Source organism: Rhizobium sp. R711, assembly GCF_002211365.1.
Classification (GTDB): domain Bacteria; phylum Pseudomonadota; class Alphaproteobacteria; order Rhizobiales; family Rhizobiaceae; genus Rhizobium.
This window is the reverse complement of the sequence record NZ_LOKZ01000039.1, coordinates 63,090-77,877: the sequence shown is the minus strand read 5'-3', so window position 1 is coordinate 77,877 and position 14,788 is coordinate 63,090. Positions and strand designations below refer to the sequence as shown.

The following is a 14,788-nucleotide window of genomic DNA, read 5'->3' as shown; positions in this document are numbered from 1 at the left end:
TGCCTAGATAATCTGTTACCGCGTGAGAATATAAAAACCGGGCCGTTATCCGTTCAAGAGCAGAAGCAGCTGCGACATGTGGGCTGATATAGATAACGTTGCAAATGCCATAGACTTTGTCATTCACCTGCATTACATTCTTGCTGAAATGTGGAGATAGTTATGGCTGCAAACGCGCTAGTTCAAACTCGTATCGACGCTGAGGTTCGGGATCGAGCGTCTGCCGTGCTCGAAAGTATGGGATTAACGGTATCGGACGCGGTGCGAATCTTGCTTACTCGAACCGCCAACGAAGGCGCGCTGCCTCTTGAGCTCCTTTCGGGAAGTGAGGCCCATGACGCTTGGTTTCGAACAAAAGTGCTAGAAGCGCTGAACGATACTCGACCGGACGTTTCCGACGACGAGGCCGAGGCGCATTTTGCGGAGCGACGAGCGGCTGCACGCTTTAGAGCAGGTGCCCTCAAATCGTGAAGCTTACATGGTCTGCTTTCGCGCTATCGGATCGCGATGAAATATTCACACATATCGAGGCCGATAACCCTTTGGCGGCTGCTATGATAGACGAACGAATCGTAGCCGCCACCCGCCGCCTCTTAGATTTCCCCGCGAGCGGCCGAATTGGTAGAATTGCGGGCACGCGTGAACTGGTGATCATCGGCACGCCCTATGTTGCCCCGTATGCCGTTACCGAGACGAGAGTTCGCATCCTTCGCGTCCTTCATGGCGCACAGGAATGGCCAGAAGCCTTGCCGAGCGGCTAAGTTTCTGAACTTGCTGGCGACGTGAAGTGAACAGGAACGATCTGCTGTAGTCCCATTACCGGGCCGAAGGTTCGATTCCGTTCAAGGCGGTCATTCGCAATTTCCGCCTGGAGCCTGTTATTCCGGCCGGTCGAAAGGTCATGCACGTTCTAATTTCGCTTAATCTAGACCCTTGAGTTCTGTCCGGCATGCAGCTTCGACAAACGGAAGCGCGTATTTGACATCGGGAGCGCTCGAAATGCGGATTTCGTCCTTCAATCGCCCCCATCCGTGCGTCTCGGGTATCTTTCGCACTTTCTCTTCAGGGTCCACCAAGCTGGTCTCCGGCAGGCGAATCAGGATTGCCCTTCGCTGGACCTTAATCTCCAGAAAGTTCGTCCCGCCCGAAACCTTGTAGGCAATGCGTTGCCGAGGCGTGACGACCTCGCCTGAACGCAACCGGCCATCAATCGCCAGGATGTGGTCACGGAGCTCACGCAGAAGCGGCTGCCTGACTGCGTCGGCGTAGGCGATGTGATCTTCGAAAGAGGCAGGACCTTCCGGCGTCCCTTGCCTTCTCCTCTGTGGTCCTACGGAATGTTTACGCAGGACAAGGTCGATGTCGCCTTTGGTCACAGTATCAGCCATCGGGCCGCTGGGTTCCTGTACAGCTGATTTCTCCGGACGAAGTCCGACTGCGGCGGCAACTTCATTAAGGACATCAATCGCGACACTGAGACTGACCTGAAAGAATTCACGGTCCGAACCGGACCGATGCTCCGTCAACCTCTGATGGATCAATCGTTCCGCCCGATGACAATCCGTTACCCGCCTGGACAACAGGACTTCGAAGTTTTGAGGCACTCCCGTCGCCGACGAGATCTCGGCGGCCCTTTCTTCGGGCGTCCGAGTCGTCATTCCGATCTTATACTGGTTTGCGCGATAGGTTGGATTGAATAGGATGTATATGTGCCCTTCAGTCAATACTTCCTCCCGTTTCAGGAATTTACTTCGACTAGCGGGTTCCTCGGTCCCAGGTTCCAACGCACCTCTGGATGTCGGTCCGTCAATTTCGCCAGCGGCTACGCTACCTCGACGGTGAACCCATTGCTGCCGTAGCAATCTTGTGATCGACCCATGCAGCAAGGCCATTCCAGAGTTCTTGATCGAGGCCGACTTGGCAAGCGATCGCAATGATCTGCTGGTATGAGACCGGCGTGATCGCAGATTGGCCGGCGAGACTGGCATCCATCAGACCCCGCTTCGCCTTCCGCGACGTCGGGAAACTGGGGTGATCGGCAAAGGCAGCGACAGCAGTTCCTTGAAGATTGCGGTTCTTGCCCAGCGCTGCCGCTAGCACGGCGTTGCGCATCCACTGATAGGCATCTCCCTTAAAAGGGCAGGGCGTATGGTCAACACCTCGAGCGTGAAGACCGTCGGGATATATTCCCAGTAACGAATTCCCTTGCCTGTCAGAGCACACTGTGAGCGAACGCCGTTGCCCGGGTTGGTCTGATCGACGTAGCTTCCGTTTCATTGGCGCTCGCCGAAGCGTGACACCGCAGTTTGGCTACATTGTCCTCCGGGTTCGGTGAACTTGCACTCGATGACGAGCACTGCCGCGGAGCCGACTGCAAGTGCATCGACTTGCGTGGGCCTCGGTTCCCCCAGAAGCCGATCAGTATCCGTCCACTCGAGTGTTACCGCCCATGGACCACCCGGCGCCACTCCCACACGCTCGGCGATGGCGTCGAAAATGCGGTCGCGATCTGTGCTCGTTTTGAGTGTGCCGAACACGTCGATTGCAATGGCTTGCGACGAATGCACCTTATAGGCCTGAATTCGGTTGGTTCGGTCACGATGCCAGGGGAACGTCTCCCAGTCCTCGATCGCTCCGAGGCTGGCCGGAAACAGATTCTGCCGAACTGCCTGGAAATCGGAGATCATCATGGGGTGCGCCTCAATTCCATCAAGCCAAGAAGACGGTTTCCTCCAATCGAAGAGGGTCGACCGTGCAGGAATTCGTGACCAGGGCGCGTTAGATGACACTCGGCTTGTCCACCAGCTTCTCGACCAATCGCCTGAGTTCCGACGGGGTCGTTTGGCCAGCCACCACCTCGTGGTAGCCAATTCCGGCGCGTCGCAGCGCCTCTTTCTTTACTGCGTCGCGTGCGGCCGCTGCTGCTTGATGATGCGCTCCTCCCTGGTATTCGATGACGTGCCGCGGTCGGCAGTTGCTGTCCACGAGCAGTAAGTCGACCCGCTTGGAGTTGATGCAACTGTAGGCGTCTGGGTCCGCACTTCGCAGGATCTCGCCCAATGAAACTTGAGCCATCACCTGCCAGGAGGAATTGCAGCCGATCACGACGCTGTCGAGTTCCCGAAACACCCGCGCTTCGCTCTTGTTCAGCAATGGTTGAATAGTGAAATCCGAGCGCATCACGATACGCAGTTGGTCCGCGGCGTCGACAGGTCGCAATGGCTCCGCAGCTGGCGTCTTAAGCCAAGGTCCCAGTACAACGCGCTCGTTCCAGCGCCGTTCCTCCCAACGTGATCTGTTTCTCTTCCGCCACGCCTGTTTTCTCATCGTGGCTAGGAATTGCTCAACGGCCATGCCGATGAGGAGGCCGATAAACAGCGCGGCGATGAGCAGTTCCGGCTGTTCGATGTCTGCAACGGTTATACCGCTCGAAACGCCTACTGCGGCAGCTCCGATGATCAGCCACGGTGCTGCGAACAGCACCGACCTTTGGCGATAATGCATGCCCGTCTCCGGATTTCCCGCCAAGATAGTACAACGCGTGTCCGATGCGGGAAAAGTTATCCAAAGGGATGAGGTCGCTACTCGAACTCCTTCAATGATCGATTTCCTAAGTCCGAGGAGCAGCTGTAGCGGTCGCTCGACATCCGCTTTGGCCGGGACTTCCTACGCCGCTGGCACGGCGAGAGCTTCGAGAGCGACTGGCTTGTTGCCATAGAGTTCACGTTTTAGGCCAAGAAGATCGCATAATGGATCGAGTGGAATGTGCCTGACGGGGCAGGCCCGACTATGCCGCTCTATCGATTTCCGGGATAAGCTCCAATTCGCTATGCAGTGCCATTTCTTCTGTCTTGAGGTTGAAGCTTGTCTGCATGTTCATCCAAAATTCCGGCGTTGTGCGGAAGTACTTTGCAAGGCGCAGTGCGGTATCCGTCGTAATCGGTGTTTGCTCCGCCGCTATGCGTTCGATGCGCGTGCGAGGAACATTAAGCTTTTTCGCCAGTGCGCCGGCGCTCATGTTCAGAGGAAGTAGGTATTCCTCGCGGAGAATTTCGCCCGGATGGACCGGCGGAAGTATATGGGTCATCTCAAGCTCCCTGTGTGCCACGATAGGCCTTCAATGGTAGTCAACTATTTCGACGTCTTCGATACCGGCATCTGTCCATACGAAACAGATTCGCCACTGATCATTGATCCGGATCGAATGCTGGCCTTCCCTATTGCCCTTAAGGGCTTCTAATCGATTACCCGGAGGAGAACGCAGGTCCTCAAGCACGGCAACGCTGTTCAGGATCGTCAATTTCCGAATGGCAGACCTCACGATGTCAGAAGGAAATCCTTTTGGTGCTTTGCCCCGCGCGACGGCTTCGGTTTTGGCGTCCTTGAATGACCTGATCACGTCTGGCTCTTCATAATTGTATCATATGGTGATACTGGTGAATGTCAATCAATATGTATCATTGCACGATACGGAGTCGCAACCGTGATCCTATCTACGCCATCCGGAAGTGGCCGATCGTCGGTTCGATTCTTCTCAAGGCGAAAAGCTCGTCCGCTGCTCGGCCGACATTGCGATTAACGCGCTGGTTTACGACCTTCTGTTCAAGGCCGCATCGGAAACGATGCTGACGATCGCCGCCGATCCGAAGCATCTCGGGGCGCGCATCGGCATCACTGCCGTGCTGCACACATGGGGATCGGCCATGACCCATCATCCCCATGTTCACATGATCGTGCCGGGCGGCGGCATAGTCCTTGATGGGTCACGCTGGATATCGTCACGTCCAGCATTCCTCTTGCCGGTGCGTGTGCTCGGCAAGCTCTTCCGGCGCTTGTTCCTCACGCGACTGCTCCAGTTCCACGATGCCGGGCGGCTCGCCTTCTTCGGTTCGGCTGCGCATCTCGCTGACCGCCGGGCATTCGGACGGTACCTGTCGCCGGTGCGCAGGAAGCGTTGGGTCGTTTATGCCAAGCCGCCCTTCGCGGGACCTGAGGCGGTTCTTGCCTATCTCTCGCGCTATACGCACCGGGTGGCCATCTCGAACAGTCGGATCTCGTTCGACGAGAGACCGGTGTCACCTTCCGCTACAAGGACTACCGCCGCGAGGGCCGCGACCGGCAGCAGGTCATGACGCTTGCCCCCGACGAGTTCATTCGCCGCTTCCTGCTCCACGTTCTGCCGCGCGGGTTCCACCGCATCCGGCATTACGGTCTGCTCGCCGGCAGCTCCCGAAAGATCAGCATCACCCGCGCCCGAACTCCTGAACGCTGTCCCGCCGCCTGCTGGCGACACAGCCGACGAGCCGATCGAGGTCCGCCCGCCATGCCCATGCTGCGGCGGACGCATGATCGTCATCGAGGTGTTCGAACGCTGGCGGCAACCGCGTGGACCGCCAGACAAGGCAACAACAAACCGGGAGAGTGCGTCATGACCCGGCATGGCAGATCCATTCATATGGACCACTCAAAACAGAGCCGGCCAACGGGAGGGCCTGCGCCAGTTCCTATGGCGACGACATTCAGCCTGGCAAACGTGCTCCCAGTCACCACGAAAATCTCGGCAATCACACCTGCAAACACCACTCTCGGCCTGCTGGGGCTGACAAACGTCGCTGCGATCGACGGCCCGCCGGAACATCCGACACACAAAACCCCAAAGCTCAGAGAATGCCGACCGCGGGTTCCTGCATGAGAGGCTTTCGTACGCCTGACGGCACCCGAAACCCTTAACCATGTCGGCCATGGAAACTAGCTCTGCCAATTCCTGAAAGCAGACGTTGCAGGCACGACGTTTTGGGGGTCGCGGTTGCACTAGAAGGGGGCGTTGGCGGCTTTCCCTAGTCAGATGTATTTCGTGGTCGACAAGCTGGCTCGTCCCCACTTTCGCGCGTTCCGCGCTCCCGTGGGAACCCACCAACGTCACTTTGCCCATGGTGCCTATCGCTCTCGATGACTCGTGGATATGAGGATTCGCTAAAACACTTACGATGGCCTATAGAAAGGAACCACTCAAACGTCACAATGGAGGAAGAGATGCCTTACGGGATAGTTCACCATTTTGCGGGTGGGACGAAGTCACAATACGAGGCTTCGATCGCTGCAGTGCACCCGGCGGGCGGCGCTCTGCCGAAGGGGCAGACCTTCCATGCCGCGGGACCGTCCGCGGGGGGCTGGACGATCGTTGCTATTCACGACTCCAAGGCGAGCTGGGAGGCGTTTCGCGACGGAATCTTGATGCCCGCGATGAGCAAGGGCATCAAGGGCGGCTTCACCTCGCCACCCCAGGAGACGGCGTTCGAAGTCGATAGCGTTCACAAGAGCTAACCAGGGTCTCTCGCCATCCCGAACTCAGATGCCCAACCTCGACGCAATCGCGAATTGGGCGATCTCTAACGATTGCGATCGCCGACCCGGTTCAATGGTCAGTCGGCGCTCACGTCGCGGACATGCATGGATCGCCGACCTTCGAACAGTCGAGCGTAGCGTTGCTGACATCGCGCAGGCCTACACTCGCTCTCAATAATGTCTGCCTTTCGTCAGAGGGACCACGCGCCGAGAGTCCGCTCTGGGTCAGATCGAGACTAAAGGTGTGTCGACCCGAACATCCGCTTCTGCCATGCGGACGCCGAAATCTGCCCGACCGCTTCCGGCCCCAATCCCACCACGCTAAATATTTGGCTTGTCTAACGAATTTTGTCGCAATGAAAGCTTGTAATAGCAGGGTCGCTGGTTCTTATTTCTTCAACTGCAAAGTGACTGTGAAATGCCGGGGCCGGCGGATCGTTTCCCTTTTAAGAGCGAAGTATGAACAACTGCAGGCAGAGGTAATTCAGGGTTATCGGCCAAACTTAGCCACAAGAAGAAACAAGCCGTGCCACCTGAGAACGCATCCATCGGTTGGCGGGATCATTGTCGCCTGCCGCCGACCAGACCATCGATATCGGGCTCACCGTCAAATCGAGGGGAACTTCGGCCATCGCCAAGCCGAACAGACCGGCATACCGCTTCACAATTCTGGTCGGCAGGGTGGCGATCAGGGGCGCTTCGAGGGCGGCGGTCAGCACTGTGAGGAATTCCGGCGCTGCCACAGACACGTCGAGCCGCACGTTGATCCGCTTCAACGCATCATCAATGCAGCCTTCGATGGCATCCTTCTGGGAAACCAGGGCATGCTTCAGGCCGAGATAGCTGTCGCGGTCCAAAGTTTCGGGAAGATCAAGAAGCTTCGGATTGTAGCAACACATCAGCGATTGCTCGAACAGCAGGCTCCGCCGGTGTCTGTTGTTGCCGTCATCGTAGCAGCCGACGCCAAGGTCGATGACATTGTCGTCCAAAAGCTTATGGACCAGCTCGGGGTTGACCGCTCGCGCAAGCACTCTGATACCGGGGGCCATCTCATTCAACATAGCGGCGAGACGCGGCACCAGCAGCACCTCAAGCTCGCTGGAAAAGCCAATGCGGAATATCTGCTCGGCCTCGCCCGGCTCGAAGGTCGCAGGCGTTACGATCGCCAGCTGCGTGCGACTGAGTATGTGCTCCACGGCTTCGGCGAAGCGCAGCGCCCGATGGGTCGGCTGCATGACCTGACCGACACGTACGAACAGCTCGTCTTGAAGCAGGGTCCGGAGAGTGCCGAGATTGTGGCTCATGGCGGGCTGCTGGATTTTCAGGCGAACAGCAGCTTTCGTCACGCTCCGCTCCTTCATGAGCGCATCGAAGGCGACGAGCAGGTTGAGGTCGAAAGACCGCAAATTGAAATGATCGATGGAGACAATTTCATTCATCGATTTGATCGTTGCATAAATTCTCCCTACTGTCCATAGCCATCAGACAGCGCTGTCCCGGTCCAGTTCAACTCGAAAGGAAATTCCATGAGCGATCTTGGAAAGGAATATCGTATTGCCGGCGTGACGGTCAGAAAGGTGCAGGAGCAGTATCTGCACAACGTTCCGCCCTCATTTCTCTTCCCGACTGCCGGATCCGAGGAGATCAAGGCGATCGAGTCGCGTCTTTCCGCCGTCGATATGGAAGAGGGCCGCGATGCCCTTGTGGTGAGCATCCACAGCTGGCTTTGTCAGGACGCCCGATCACGTCATCCTCATCGATACGGGTTCGGGTAACGATAAGGAGAGACCGCGCAATCTCGCCTTCCATCAGCAGACCATTCCGTTTCTCGACAGGTTGCGCCAGGCAGGTGTCGAGCCCGAAGATGTCGACTTTGTCATAAATACCCACCTCCACGTCGATCATTCCGGCTGGAATACCGTACTCCAGGATGGAAAGTGGGCCCCCGCTTTTAAAAACGCGCGCTACATCTTTCCGCGCGTCGAGCAGGAGTACTACTCGTCGACAGCCAGCCACAACGACGTGAATATTCCGAGCTCCGGCGTCTACGAGGACAGCGTCCAGCCGATCATCGATGCTGGTCTTGTCGATTTCATTGACAGCGAAGGTGGTCCCTTCCTGGATCGATTTACCTTCTTGCCGACCCCGGGGCACAGCATTGGTCATATGTCGGTTCTGCTGGAGTCGGACAATGAGGCGGCGATATTTGCCGGAGACGTCATGCACCATCCGATCCAGGTAGAGCGTCCCGACCTGAATACGGTCTTTTGCGAGTTTCTTGAACAAGCGGCCCAGTCCAGGAGGCGTGTGCTCGACCTCGCGGCAGACAATCCCGCCATGTATTTCTCCACTCATTTCCCCGGCTCGTCTGCAGGATACATCACCCGCGACGGCGAAAAGTTTAGGTGGTCCTATGTCTAAGAATGAGCTTACATCTTCGGGCTTTGACACAAAGGAAATCGTCTTCGAAGAACACTATGTCGATAGCGATACCGCCGGCATCAAACTCTATGTCCGCAACAAGCGGCGGAAAGACCATAAGACCTTTCTCGCCGAAAAGACGATCGTGATGGTGCACGGGGCGACCTTCTCGTCTGGAAGTCTCTACGACGTTCCCTTCAACGGAATGTCCTTCATCGACTTCCTCGCTCATCGAGGCTTCGATGTCTTTGCGGTTGATGTCCGGGGCTATGGAAAATCGACCCGCCCGCCGGAGATGCAGGCGGCGCCCAATCTCAACCCCCCGCTTGTCGCCACAGACACCGGCGTCGCCGACTTCGCGACGGCTATCGATTTCGTCCTTGGACTTCGCGGCCTGAAGGCTGTGAACGTCTTTGCAATGTCGTGGGGCGGTACCGTGGCCGGTGCATATGCTGCGCGCAACCCCGACAAGGTCGTCAAGCTCGCCTTGCTCGCGCCGCAATGGCTGAGTGACGTTGCCATCCCCATCGATCAGGGCGGCGCGCTTGGCTCCTACAGGCTTGTTCCCGTCCACGCGGCCCTGGCGCGTTGGCTGGGCACCGCACCCGAATACGCGCGTGAACGACTTGTGCCCGAGGGCTGGTTCGACCGCTGGGCCGCACTGACCCTCTCGGAGGAGCCGTCGCAGGCCGACAGAGAGCAAGGCAAACTCCGGGCCACCAACGGGCCGATCCAGGACATCCGCACCTACTGGAGAGCTGGAGCCCCCTATTATCGGCCAAGCGAGATTCGCGCGCCGGTGCTGCTGTTGCACGGCGAATGGGACATCGACGTCCCGCTCGATCTGGCGCGGGCCTATTTCGAGCAACTGACCGGTGCCTCCTACAGGCGATGGGTGGAAATCGGGGAGGCGACGCATCTCGCCCTCATGGAGAGCCAGCGCATGCAGGTCTATTCCGAGGTTGCCCGCTTCTTCGAGGAAGATTTCAATCCGGAATAGCGTCTGAACGACGTGGCTCCGGGATCAGATCCGGAGCCCGCTTCCTCCATCAAGCCGGCCGCGCGTTCACCGTCCATCAAACCAGCCGTTCCCATGACAATTCTGATCACCGCCATCCTGGATGCCGGACGAAGTGCCGTCGACATCGCCATATTCACCTTTTTGCCGCTGATGATTGTGACATTTTCGCTGATGCGCTATGTCGAAAACATAAGCGCACTGCGATGGCTCGCCATCAAAGCCAATCCTGTCTGCAGAGCTTTCGGTCTGGATGGCTTGGGGGTTGTAGCCGTCCTGCAACTCAGCTTGGTAAGTTCTGCCGCTCCAATCGCGGCCTTGTCACTGATGACACACAAAAGGGCGTCGGACAGATTTCTTGCAGCTGCCTTTGCTGGTGTGCTTGCCGCGGCTCCCGCAAATGCGAGCTTTCCGCTAGCGGCTATCGGTATCGATCCTGCGCTGATTATATTGAACGGTGTCTGCGGCGCACTCGTTGCCTCAACCTTCGCATACTGGATCGTCGGGCGTCGTTCTCTTTCACCTTCGAGCATCGTTGTTGGCGACGACGATGTGGATAATCACGGTGAAGGAAGGCTCGATCTTCTTTCGGCAATCAACCGCGGGGGCGCTGATGCCATCAAGGTTATCTCCGCGGTTTTGCCCGTCCTCGTGATTGCGCTTGCACTCGTAAAGCTGATCCAAAGTGCTGGCGCAATTTCAGCTTTCACGTCCGTCGCTCAACCATTGCTTCAAATGCTCCATCTTACTCAACAAGATATCCTGCTGTTTATGACAAAGTGCCTAGCAGGATCGAGCGCAGCGGTGGCACTGCTTTTCGACCTTCAAAAGGAACTGCCCCTTCAAGATAAGCAAATCATTCATAGTTCAGCACTTCTGCTCAATCCACTTGATCTTCCGGGTCTTTCCATTCTCATCGCATCAGTGCCGCGGTTGCGGCCCGTTGTGGGTGCCGCCATCCAGAGTGCGTTGGTCGGAATAGCTGTTAGAACGGCAATATCGTCATGTTTCTAGGCTTCAGTGCCAGTTTGCCCCGAAGAATTGTGGTTCGATCCCCCGTAGGTTCGCATCTCTTCAACTGCAGCCAGACATTGGATGGTGGGGTCCAAGGTTTTGCCCCCATCAACGTGGAGACGAGGACGCTCTGCCCAGATGCAACATGTTCTGAGTATCCGAGCCGAGCATCTCATTCGACCTTACGCAGCTTCCCAAACCTGATTGAGGATCTTTGCGGCCAGTGCAGCCTTGTCTTGCGGAAGGAAGCGACCGTAGTGCTGCTGCACTACATCGGGTGTATCCTGAATGGCGTAGCTCGCCTGCTCGTAGGCCCGGTCTGCTTCAGAATATGCGTCGCGAGAATGTCCCGCAGGTTATGCGGTCCATGAGGCAACAATCCCTTGATGGCACCTCGCCCGGTGTAAGGGTTATAAATTCCATAGCGTTGGATGACGGTCCTCCAAGCCTCGCAGAATGTGGTCGAGTTGTAAGCCGCGTCGGTGCTGGTGGTCTTCACCGTTTTGATGAACAGGGTTCTGGGGTCTTTGGCGCCGCCAAGGAGGACACCGCGATGACGATCGATATAGGCATCGAGATATTCGTAAAGGTCGAGCAGGTCCGGTAGGATCAGCCGAAACGGTTTCTGTCCGAAGAAGGATGAACCGGAGTTTTTGAATGCGACCGACGGGATAAGGACCTCCCACCCATGGTCGCGATCACTCCAGCGCAACTCACCGCACTTCAAATCCTCCAGCCGGCGTTCTGACATCGGATAGTGTCCACGGGGGCAGACACGAAGTTGGCGAAGGTTCTTTTGTCTGAGCCCGAGGTGTAGGCCAAGGCGAAGCAGCAGGAATGATCTGACGGCTTCGGCGGCCGGTCCTGGATATTTGCTCTCATCCGGCATACGTCTCACGATCTCGTCCGTGATCTTGCGATATTCCAACAGCGGACTGTCCGCTTCAAGTACGCACATGATCGGTTCGAACGGATCGCGATGCACGCGCATTACTCGCTGGATCTCCTTGGACCGATTTGCTGCATGTCGGTGAAACGCGTCGCATGCGCCATGCCAGTCGCGGGCGGCAAACTCAATCTGTTCCTGCTCAATCAGCCCCTTTATGGGTCGGACATTTTGAAGTAGCTCCGGGTGCTGCCGAATCCAACCAACATCTGCGCGAGTAAGAGCTTGCGCTATCATCAGCATGTCTTCTTCCCACTTGGTGTAGAAGCCACGGCGCTGCTCACGCCATTGCAGATACCAATCCCAAACGCCGGGGAAGACGAGGAGGCCGAAGCTCAACTGATTGACTGGCACGCCGAACCCCTTAACGACACCGTTTGGTGAAGCGGCCAGTGCACCAAACATCAAGCCGAGGTGCTCAATCTTCTGGGAGGCCGTTTCTTCACCCCACACGCCATTGCGTTGAAAGCCAATCGCCGTCAGCGTCGAGGTCTTGAAGCGGATGAGATCAGCCATTTCCATCGCAAGCCTTGGCGGCGCATCGACAACGCCGGAGAGTAGATCCGGATCATCAAGTTCTGCCGCAACATTCTGATTGGCGCCGGCCGCCGAGGCCAACGATCGAGAGGAAAGAAAGCTGCTGCCATAAGTGACACCGGGAAAGCGGATGGCGTAACGCTGCTTACTGGCTGCCGCCTGATAGCGGCGATATTCCGTAGAGCCGGATATGATCACCCGGCGCACCCAATCGAGGATCTCCTCGCGCTTGGTAGAGGGCAGGCTGTTGAAGTCCTCGGGCAGGTGAAATGAAATCCGTCGCCGTTCAGCCGGGCTGATGTCACCGAGATTGTGACCATATAGCGAGCGTGCCTGGTGCGGCAGCTTCTCTCTGAAATATCCCTCGTGCAACCGATAGCGCCGCTCAATGCGGGCAAGGATATCGAAACTCGCAACGGATCGGGGCACACGCTCGCCTTGGATCCAGGATAGCAGCGTCTTGTTGTCGAAGGTCTCATTGAGATAGACCACGGCGCGGTAGAGCTGCCAATATGTGTCGCCGAACCGCCGCATATGATAGACCAGCGCATACTGAAAGCTGGCCGGATTCTCTGTCGCTTCAAATAATGGTTCCGGGAATGGGCTGACCGGCTTCGGTGTAGGCCCACGCTGTGTCGACGCAGACCGGGCAGAGGGGCCGTCGGCCGCCGCGCGTTGCGGTATTCTGGTAGAGGATGCGGAAGCTACCTTTTTGGCGGGCACGATTTTATCCGGGCGAGTCTTTTGCTTTGTTGGCCGGTCTTCGGCTGTCGGTGGTGCGCCGAGCCGTCGGTTGTTGGCATCCAGGCCTGGCCGGATCTGCTTTTTCAGTTCTGCCGTCAACTCGGCTTCAATCCCGCAGGCCTGACCGATCGTCGTCCAGTCGATATGGCCATTTAGGAGCGGGGGCGATTTCCGATAGATGATCAAACAGGTAAGGCCTGATCTTCTCCAGCACCCTCCTGGATGCGATTGGCGTGAGACGCAGTTCGCAGAATTCGGATATCTTTCGCTGAAAATGGTGTGATGAAAGGTCGTTTTTGCTCATGCTCATTTCGTTTCTCTCGGCGCCAATGCCGAGGGCGAGCGGGAATATGAGGCGAGCTTTAAGAAAGGATGTATGGCGCGCGGCAATTCGAATGCGGCCAGATTATCGCATCTATGAAAATCATTGGAGATTGATGCTCAGGGTTGCAGCTTCCGAGCGTTAATTAAGCACGCTTATCTAAGTATGTCGCTTAATTAAATGAACCGCTTCTTGTTTAAATAAGCGGCGCAGCTGATACTGGGTTATGTCTGATTCCCAATCCAAACATCGTCTGGGTCGTTTTGTCGAGACGATTGCCGCCAATGAAACAGTGCGGGCGTTCGTGCCGCCACCATTGCCACCCGAGCCGACGATCGATGTGCTTTCTTTGCTGGAGCGTCTCAGCCTAGCAGAGCGCGCGCTAGGACGCCTGGATGGTATCACAATGCTGCTGCCGCGACAGGAGCTGTTTCTTTATATGTATGTGAGAAAGGAAGCTGTTCTTTCCTCGCAGATTGAAGGCACGCAGTCGACGCTTTCCGATCTCTTGCGGTTCGAAACCGAAGCTCAGGCCGGGCAACCGGTTGATGATATTCGTGAAGTCTCCAATTATGTTGACGCCATGATGTACGGTTTGGAGCGGCTGGAAACGCTGCCCATGTCGTTGCGTCTGATCGGTGAGATGCACGTCAAGCTCCTGCACAGTGGACGTGGAGGCACCAAGGATCCTGGAGAATTCCGCCGCTCGCAAAACTGGATTGGTGGCACGCGCCCCGGTAACGCACTCTTTGTACCACCACCTGTCACTGAAATGGCCGGTTGCCTGGACGCGTTCGAACGCTTCATTCATGACGACCAATCTCGGCTCCCGGCGCTGATCAAAGCTGGATTGCTGCATGTGCAGTTTGAAACGATCCATCCGTTTCTCGATGGCAACGGCCGTATTGGTCGCCTGCTTATAACCCTGTATCTTTGCATGAACGGCGTATTGCGAAAGCCGCTGCTTTACCTCAGCCTCTATCTGAAGTCCCATCGGAGAGAATACTATCGGTTACTGCAAGAGGTTCGTGAACATGGAAACTGGGAAGCTTGGCTAGACTTTTTCCTAACCGGTGTCGCCGACACCGCCAATCAAGCATTTGAGGCCGCAACCCAGATCGTCGATCTTTTTAAGGAAGATCGGGAGCGGATCACGGTGGAGAGTGATAGAGCAGGGTCGGCCCTTCGCATTCACGAGCTCTTCCAGCAGAATCCTTTTCACACAGCGAACCAGATTGTTCAGATAACAGGTCTGTCCGCACCAACCGTCAACGCCGCACTCGCCGATCTGGAGCGATTGGGCATTGTTGATGAGGTGACCGGCCGCAAGCGTGGCCGCGTGTTCAGCTATCAACGATACCTTGCAATTCTAAGCGAAGGCACGGATCCCTTGCCTCTCAGTTAATGAGAAATAGATGGGCCGAAGGTTCGATCTTCATCA

At 56.8% G+C, this 14,788-nt stretch carries 13 protein-coding genes and 4 pseudogenes; 9 read left to right on the top strand and 8 right to left on the bottom strand.

Translation table 11 applies throughout. The features are described 5' to 3' along the window. Positions 1–162: 162 nt before the first annotated feature. Positions 163–471 carry a type II toxin-antitoxin system RelB/DinJ family antitoxin gene (locus ATY80_RS27700; protein WP_088695481.1) on the top strand — a complete coding sequence of 103 codons (309 nt, stop codon included), beginning with the start codon at positions 163–165 and terminating at the stop codon, positions 469–471. Further along, complete coding sequence (locus ATY80_RS27695; protein WP_088695480.1) at positions 468–761, top strand: type II toxin-antitoxin system RelE/ParE family toxin; 294 nt, start codon at positions 468–470, stop codon at positions 759–761. The genes ATY80_RS27700 and ATY80_RS27695 overlap by 4 nt, the downstream gene beginning before the upstream one ends. Before the next feature lie 159 nt (positions 762–920). Here ATY80_RS27695 and ATY80_RS29895 read toward each other — a convergent pair whose 3' ends face one another. The 6 genes and pseudogenes from ATY80_RS29895 to ATY80_RS27670 form a co-directional block, all read right to left on the bottom strand. After that, on the bottom strand, positions 921–1,388 hold the full coding sequence (locus tag ATY80_RS29895) for a hypothetical protein (RefSeq protein WP_245306955.1): 468 nt from the start codon (positions 1,386–1,388) through the stop codon (positions 921–923). A 69-nt stretch (positions 1,389–1,457) separates the two neighbouring features. After that, a pseudogene (locus ATY80_RS30065) lies at positions 1,458–1,892 on the bottom strand (GIY-YIG nuclease family protein); the annotation flags it as partial. Further along, positions 1,828–2,687 (bottom strand): annotated as a pseudogene (locus tag ATY80_RS27685) (hypothetical protein). The pseudogenes ATY80_RS27685 and ATY80_RS30065, both read right to left, overlap by 65 nt. Before the next feature lie 91 nt (positions 2,688–2,778). After that, positions 2,779–3,504, bottom strand: coding sequence for a DUF2726 domain-containing protein (locus ATY80_RS27680; RefSeq protein ID WP_088695478.1), 726 nt, complete (start codon positions 3,502–3,504; stop codon positions 2,779–2,781). A 283-nt stretch (positions 3,505–3,787) separates the two neighbouring features. Continuing rightward, positions 3,788–4,087 carry a HigA family addiction module antitoxin gene (locus ATY80_RS27675; RefSeq protein WP_037144436.1) on the bottom strand — a complete coding sequence of 100 codons (300 nt, stop codon included), beginning with the start codon at positions 4,085–4,087 and terminating at the stop codon, positions 3,788–3,790. A gap of 30 nt (positions 4,088–4,117) precedes the next feature. Next, a complete protein-coding gene (locus ATY80_RS27670) occupies positions 4,118–4,399 on the bottom strand; it encodes a type II toxin-antitoxin system RelE/ParE family toxin (RefSeq protein ID WP_037113455.1) in 282 nt (93 codons plus the stop codon). A gap of 187 nt (positions 4,400–4,586) precedes the next feature. Here ATY80_RS27670 and ATY80_RS27665 point away from each other — a divergent pair. Next, a pseudogene (locus ATY80_RS27665) lies at positions 4,587–5,432 on the top strand (transposase); the annotation flags it as partial. Between the two features lie 601 nt (positions 5,433–6,033). Next, positions 6,034–6,324, top strand: a complete 291-nt coding sequence (locus ATY80_RS27655; protein WP_037113457.1) for a hypothetical protein — start codon at positions 6,034–6,036, stop codon at positions 6,322–6,324. A 524-nt stretch (positions 6,325–6,848) separates the two neighbouring features. Here ATY80_RS27655 and ATY80_RS27650 read toward each other — a convergent pair. Further along, positions 6,849–7,784: a LysR family transcriptional regulator gene (locus tag ATY80_RS27650; protein WP_088695476.1), complete on the bottom strand. Its 936-nt coding sequence runs from the start codon at positions 7,782–7,784 to the stop codon at positions 6,849–6,851. Positions 7,785–7,871: 87 nt separating this feature from the next. Here ATY80_RS27650 and ATY80_RS29885 point away from each other — a divergent pair, with 87 nt between their 5' ends. The 4 genes from ATY80_RS29885 to ATY80_RS27635 all read left to right on the top strand — a co-directional run bounded on the left by ATY80_RS29885 (position 7,872) and on the right by ATY80_RS27635 (position 10,798). Further along, positions 7,872–8,120, top strand: a complete 249-nt coding sequence (locus ATY80_RS29885) for a hypothetical protein (protein WP_245306940.1) — start codon at positions 7,872–7,874, stop codon at positions 8,118–8,120. After that, positions 8,095–8,766, top strand: a complete 672-nt coding sequence (locus tag ATY80_RS27645) for an MBL fold metallo-hydrolase (RefSeq protein ID WP_348626667.1) — start codon at positions 8,095–8,097, stop codon at positions 8,764–8,766. The genes ATY80_RS29885 and ATY80_RS27645 overlap by 26 nt, the downstream gene beginning before the upstream one ends. Then, positions 8,759–9,766, top strand: coding sequence for an alpha/beta fold hydrolase (locus ATY80_RS27640; protein ID WP_088695475.1), 1,008 nt, complete (start codon positions 8,759–8,761; stop codon positions 9,764–9,766). The genes ATY80_RS27645 and ATY80_RS27640 overlap by 8 nt, the downstream gene beginning before the upstream one ends. A 93-nt stretch (positions 9,767–9,859) precedes the next feature. Further along, the gene (locus ATY80_RS27635) at positions 9,860–10,798 is read left to right on the top strand and encodes a hypothetical protein (RefSeq protein WP_088695615.1); all 939 of its coding nucleotides are present in this window, start codon (positions 9,860–9,862) and stop codon (positions 10,796–10,798) included. A gap of 182 nt (positions 10,799–10,980) precedes the next feature. On the opposite strand, the pseudogene ATY80_RS28795 reads toward ATY80_RS27635, so the two are convergent. Next, a pseudogene (locus ATY80_RS28795) lies at positions 10,981–13,329 on the bottom strand (hypothetical protein). A gap of 244 nt (positions 13,330–13,573) precedes the next feature. Between ATY80_RS28795 and ATY80_RS27625 the strand changes: the two are divergent. After that, complete coding sequence (locus tag ATY80_RS27625; RefSeq protein WP_088695474.1) at positions 13,574–14,752, top strand: Fic family protein; 1,179 nt, start codon at positions 13,574–13,576, stop codon at positions 14,750–14,752. The last annotated feature ends 36 nt before the right edge of the window (positions 14,753–14,788 follow it).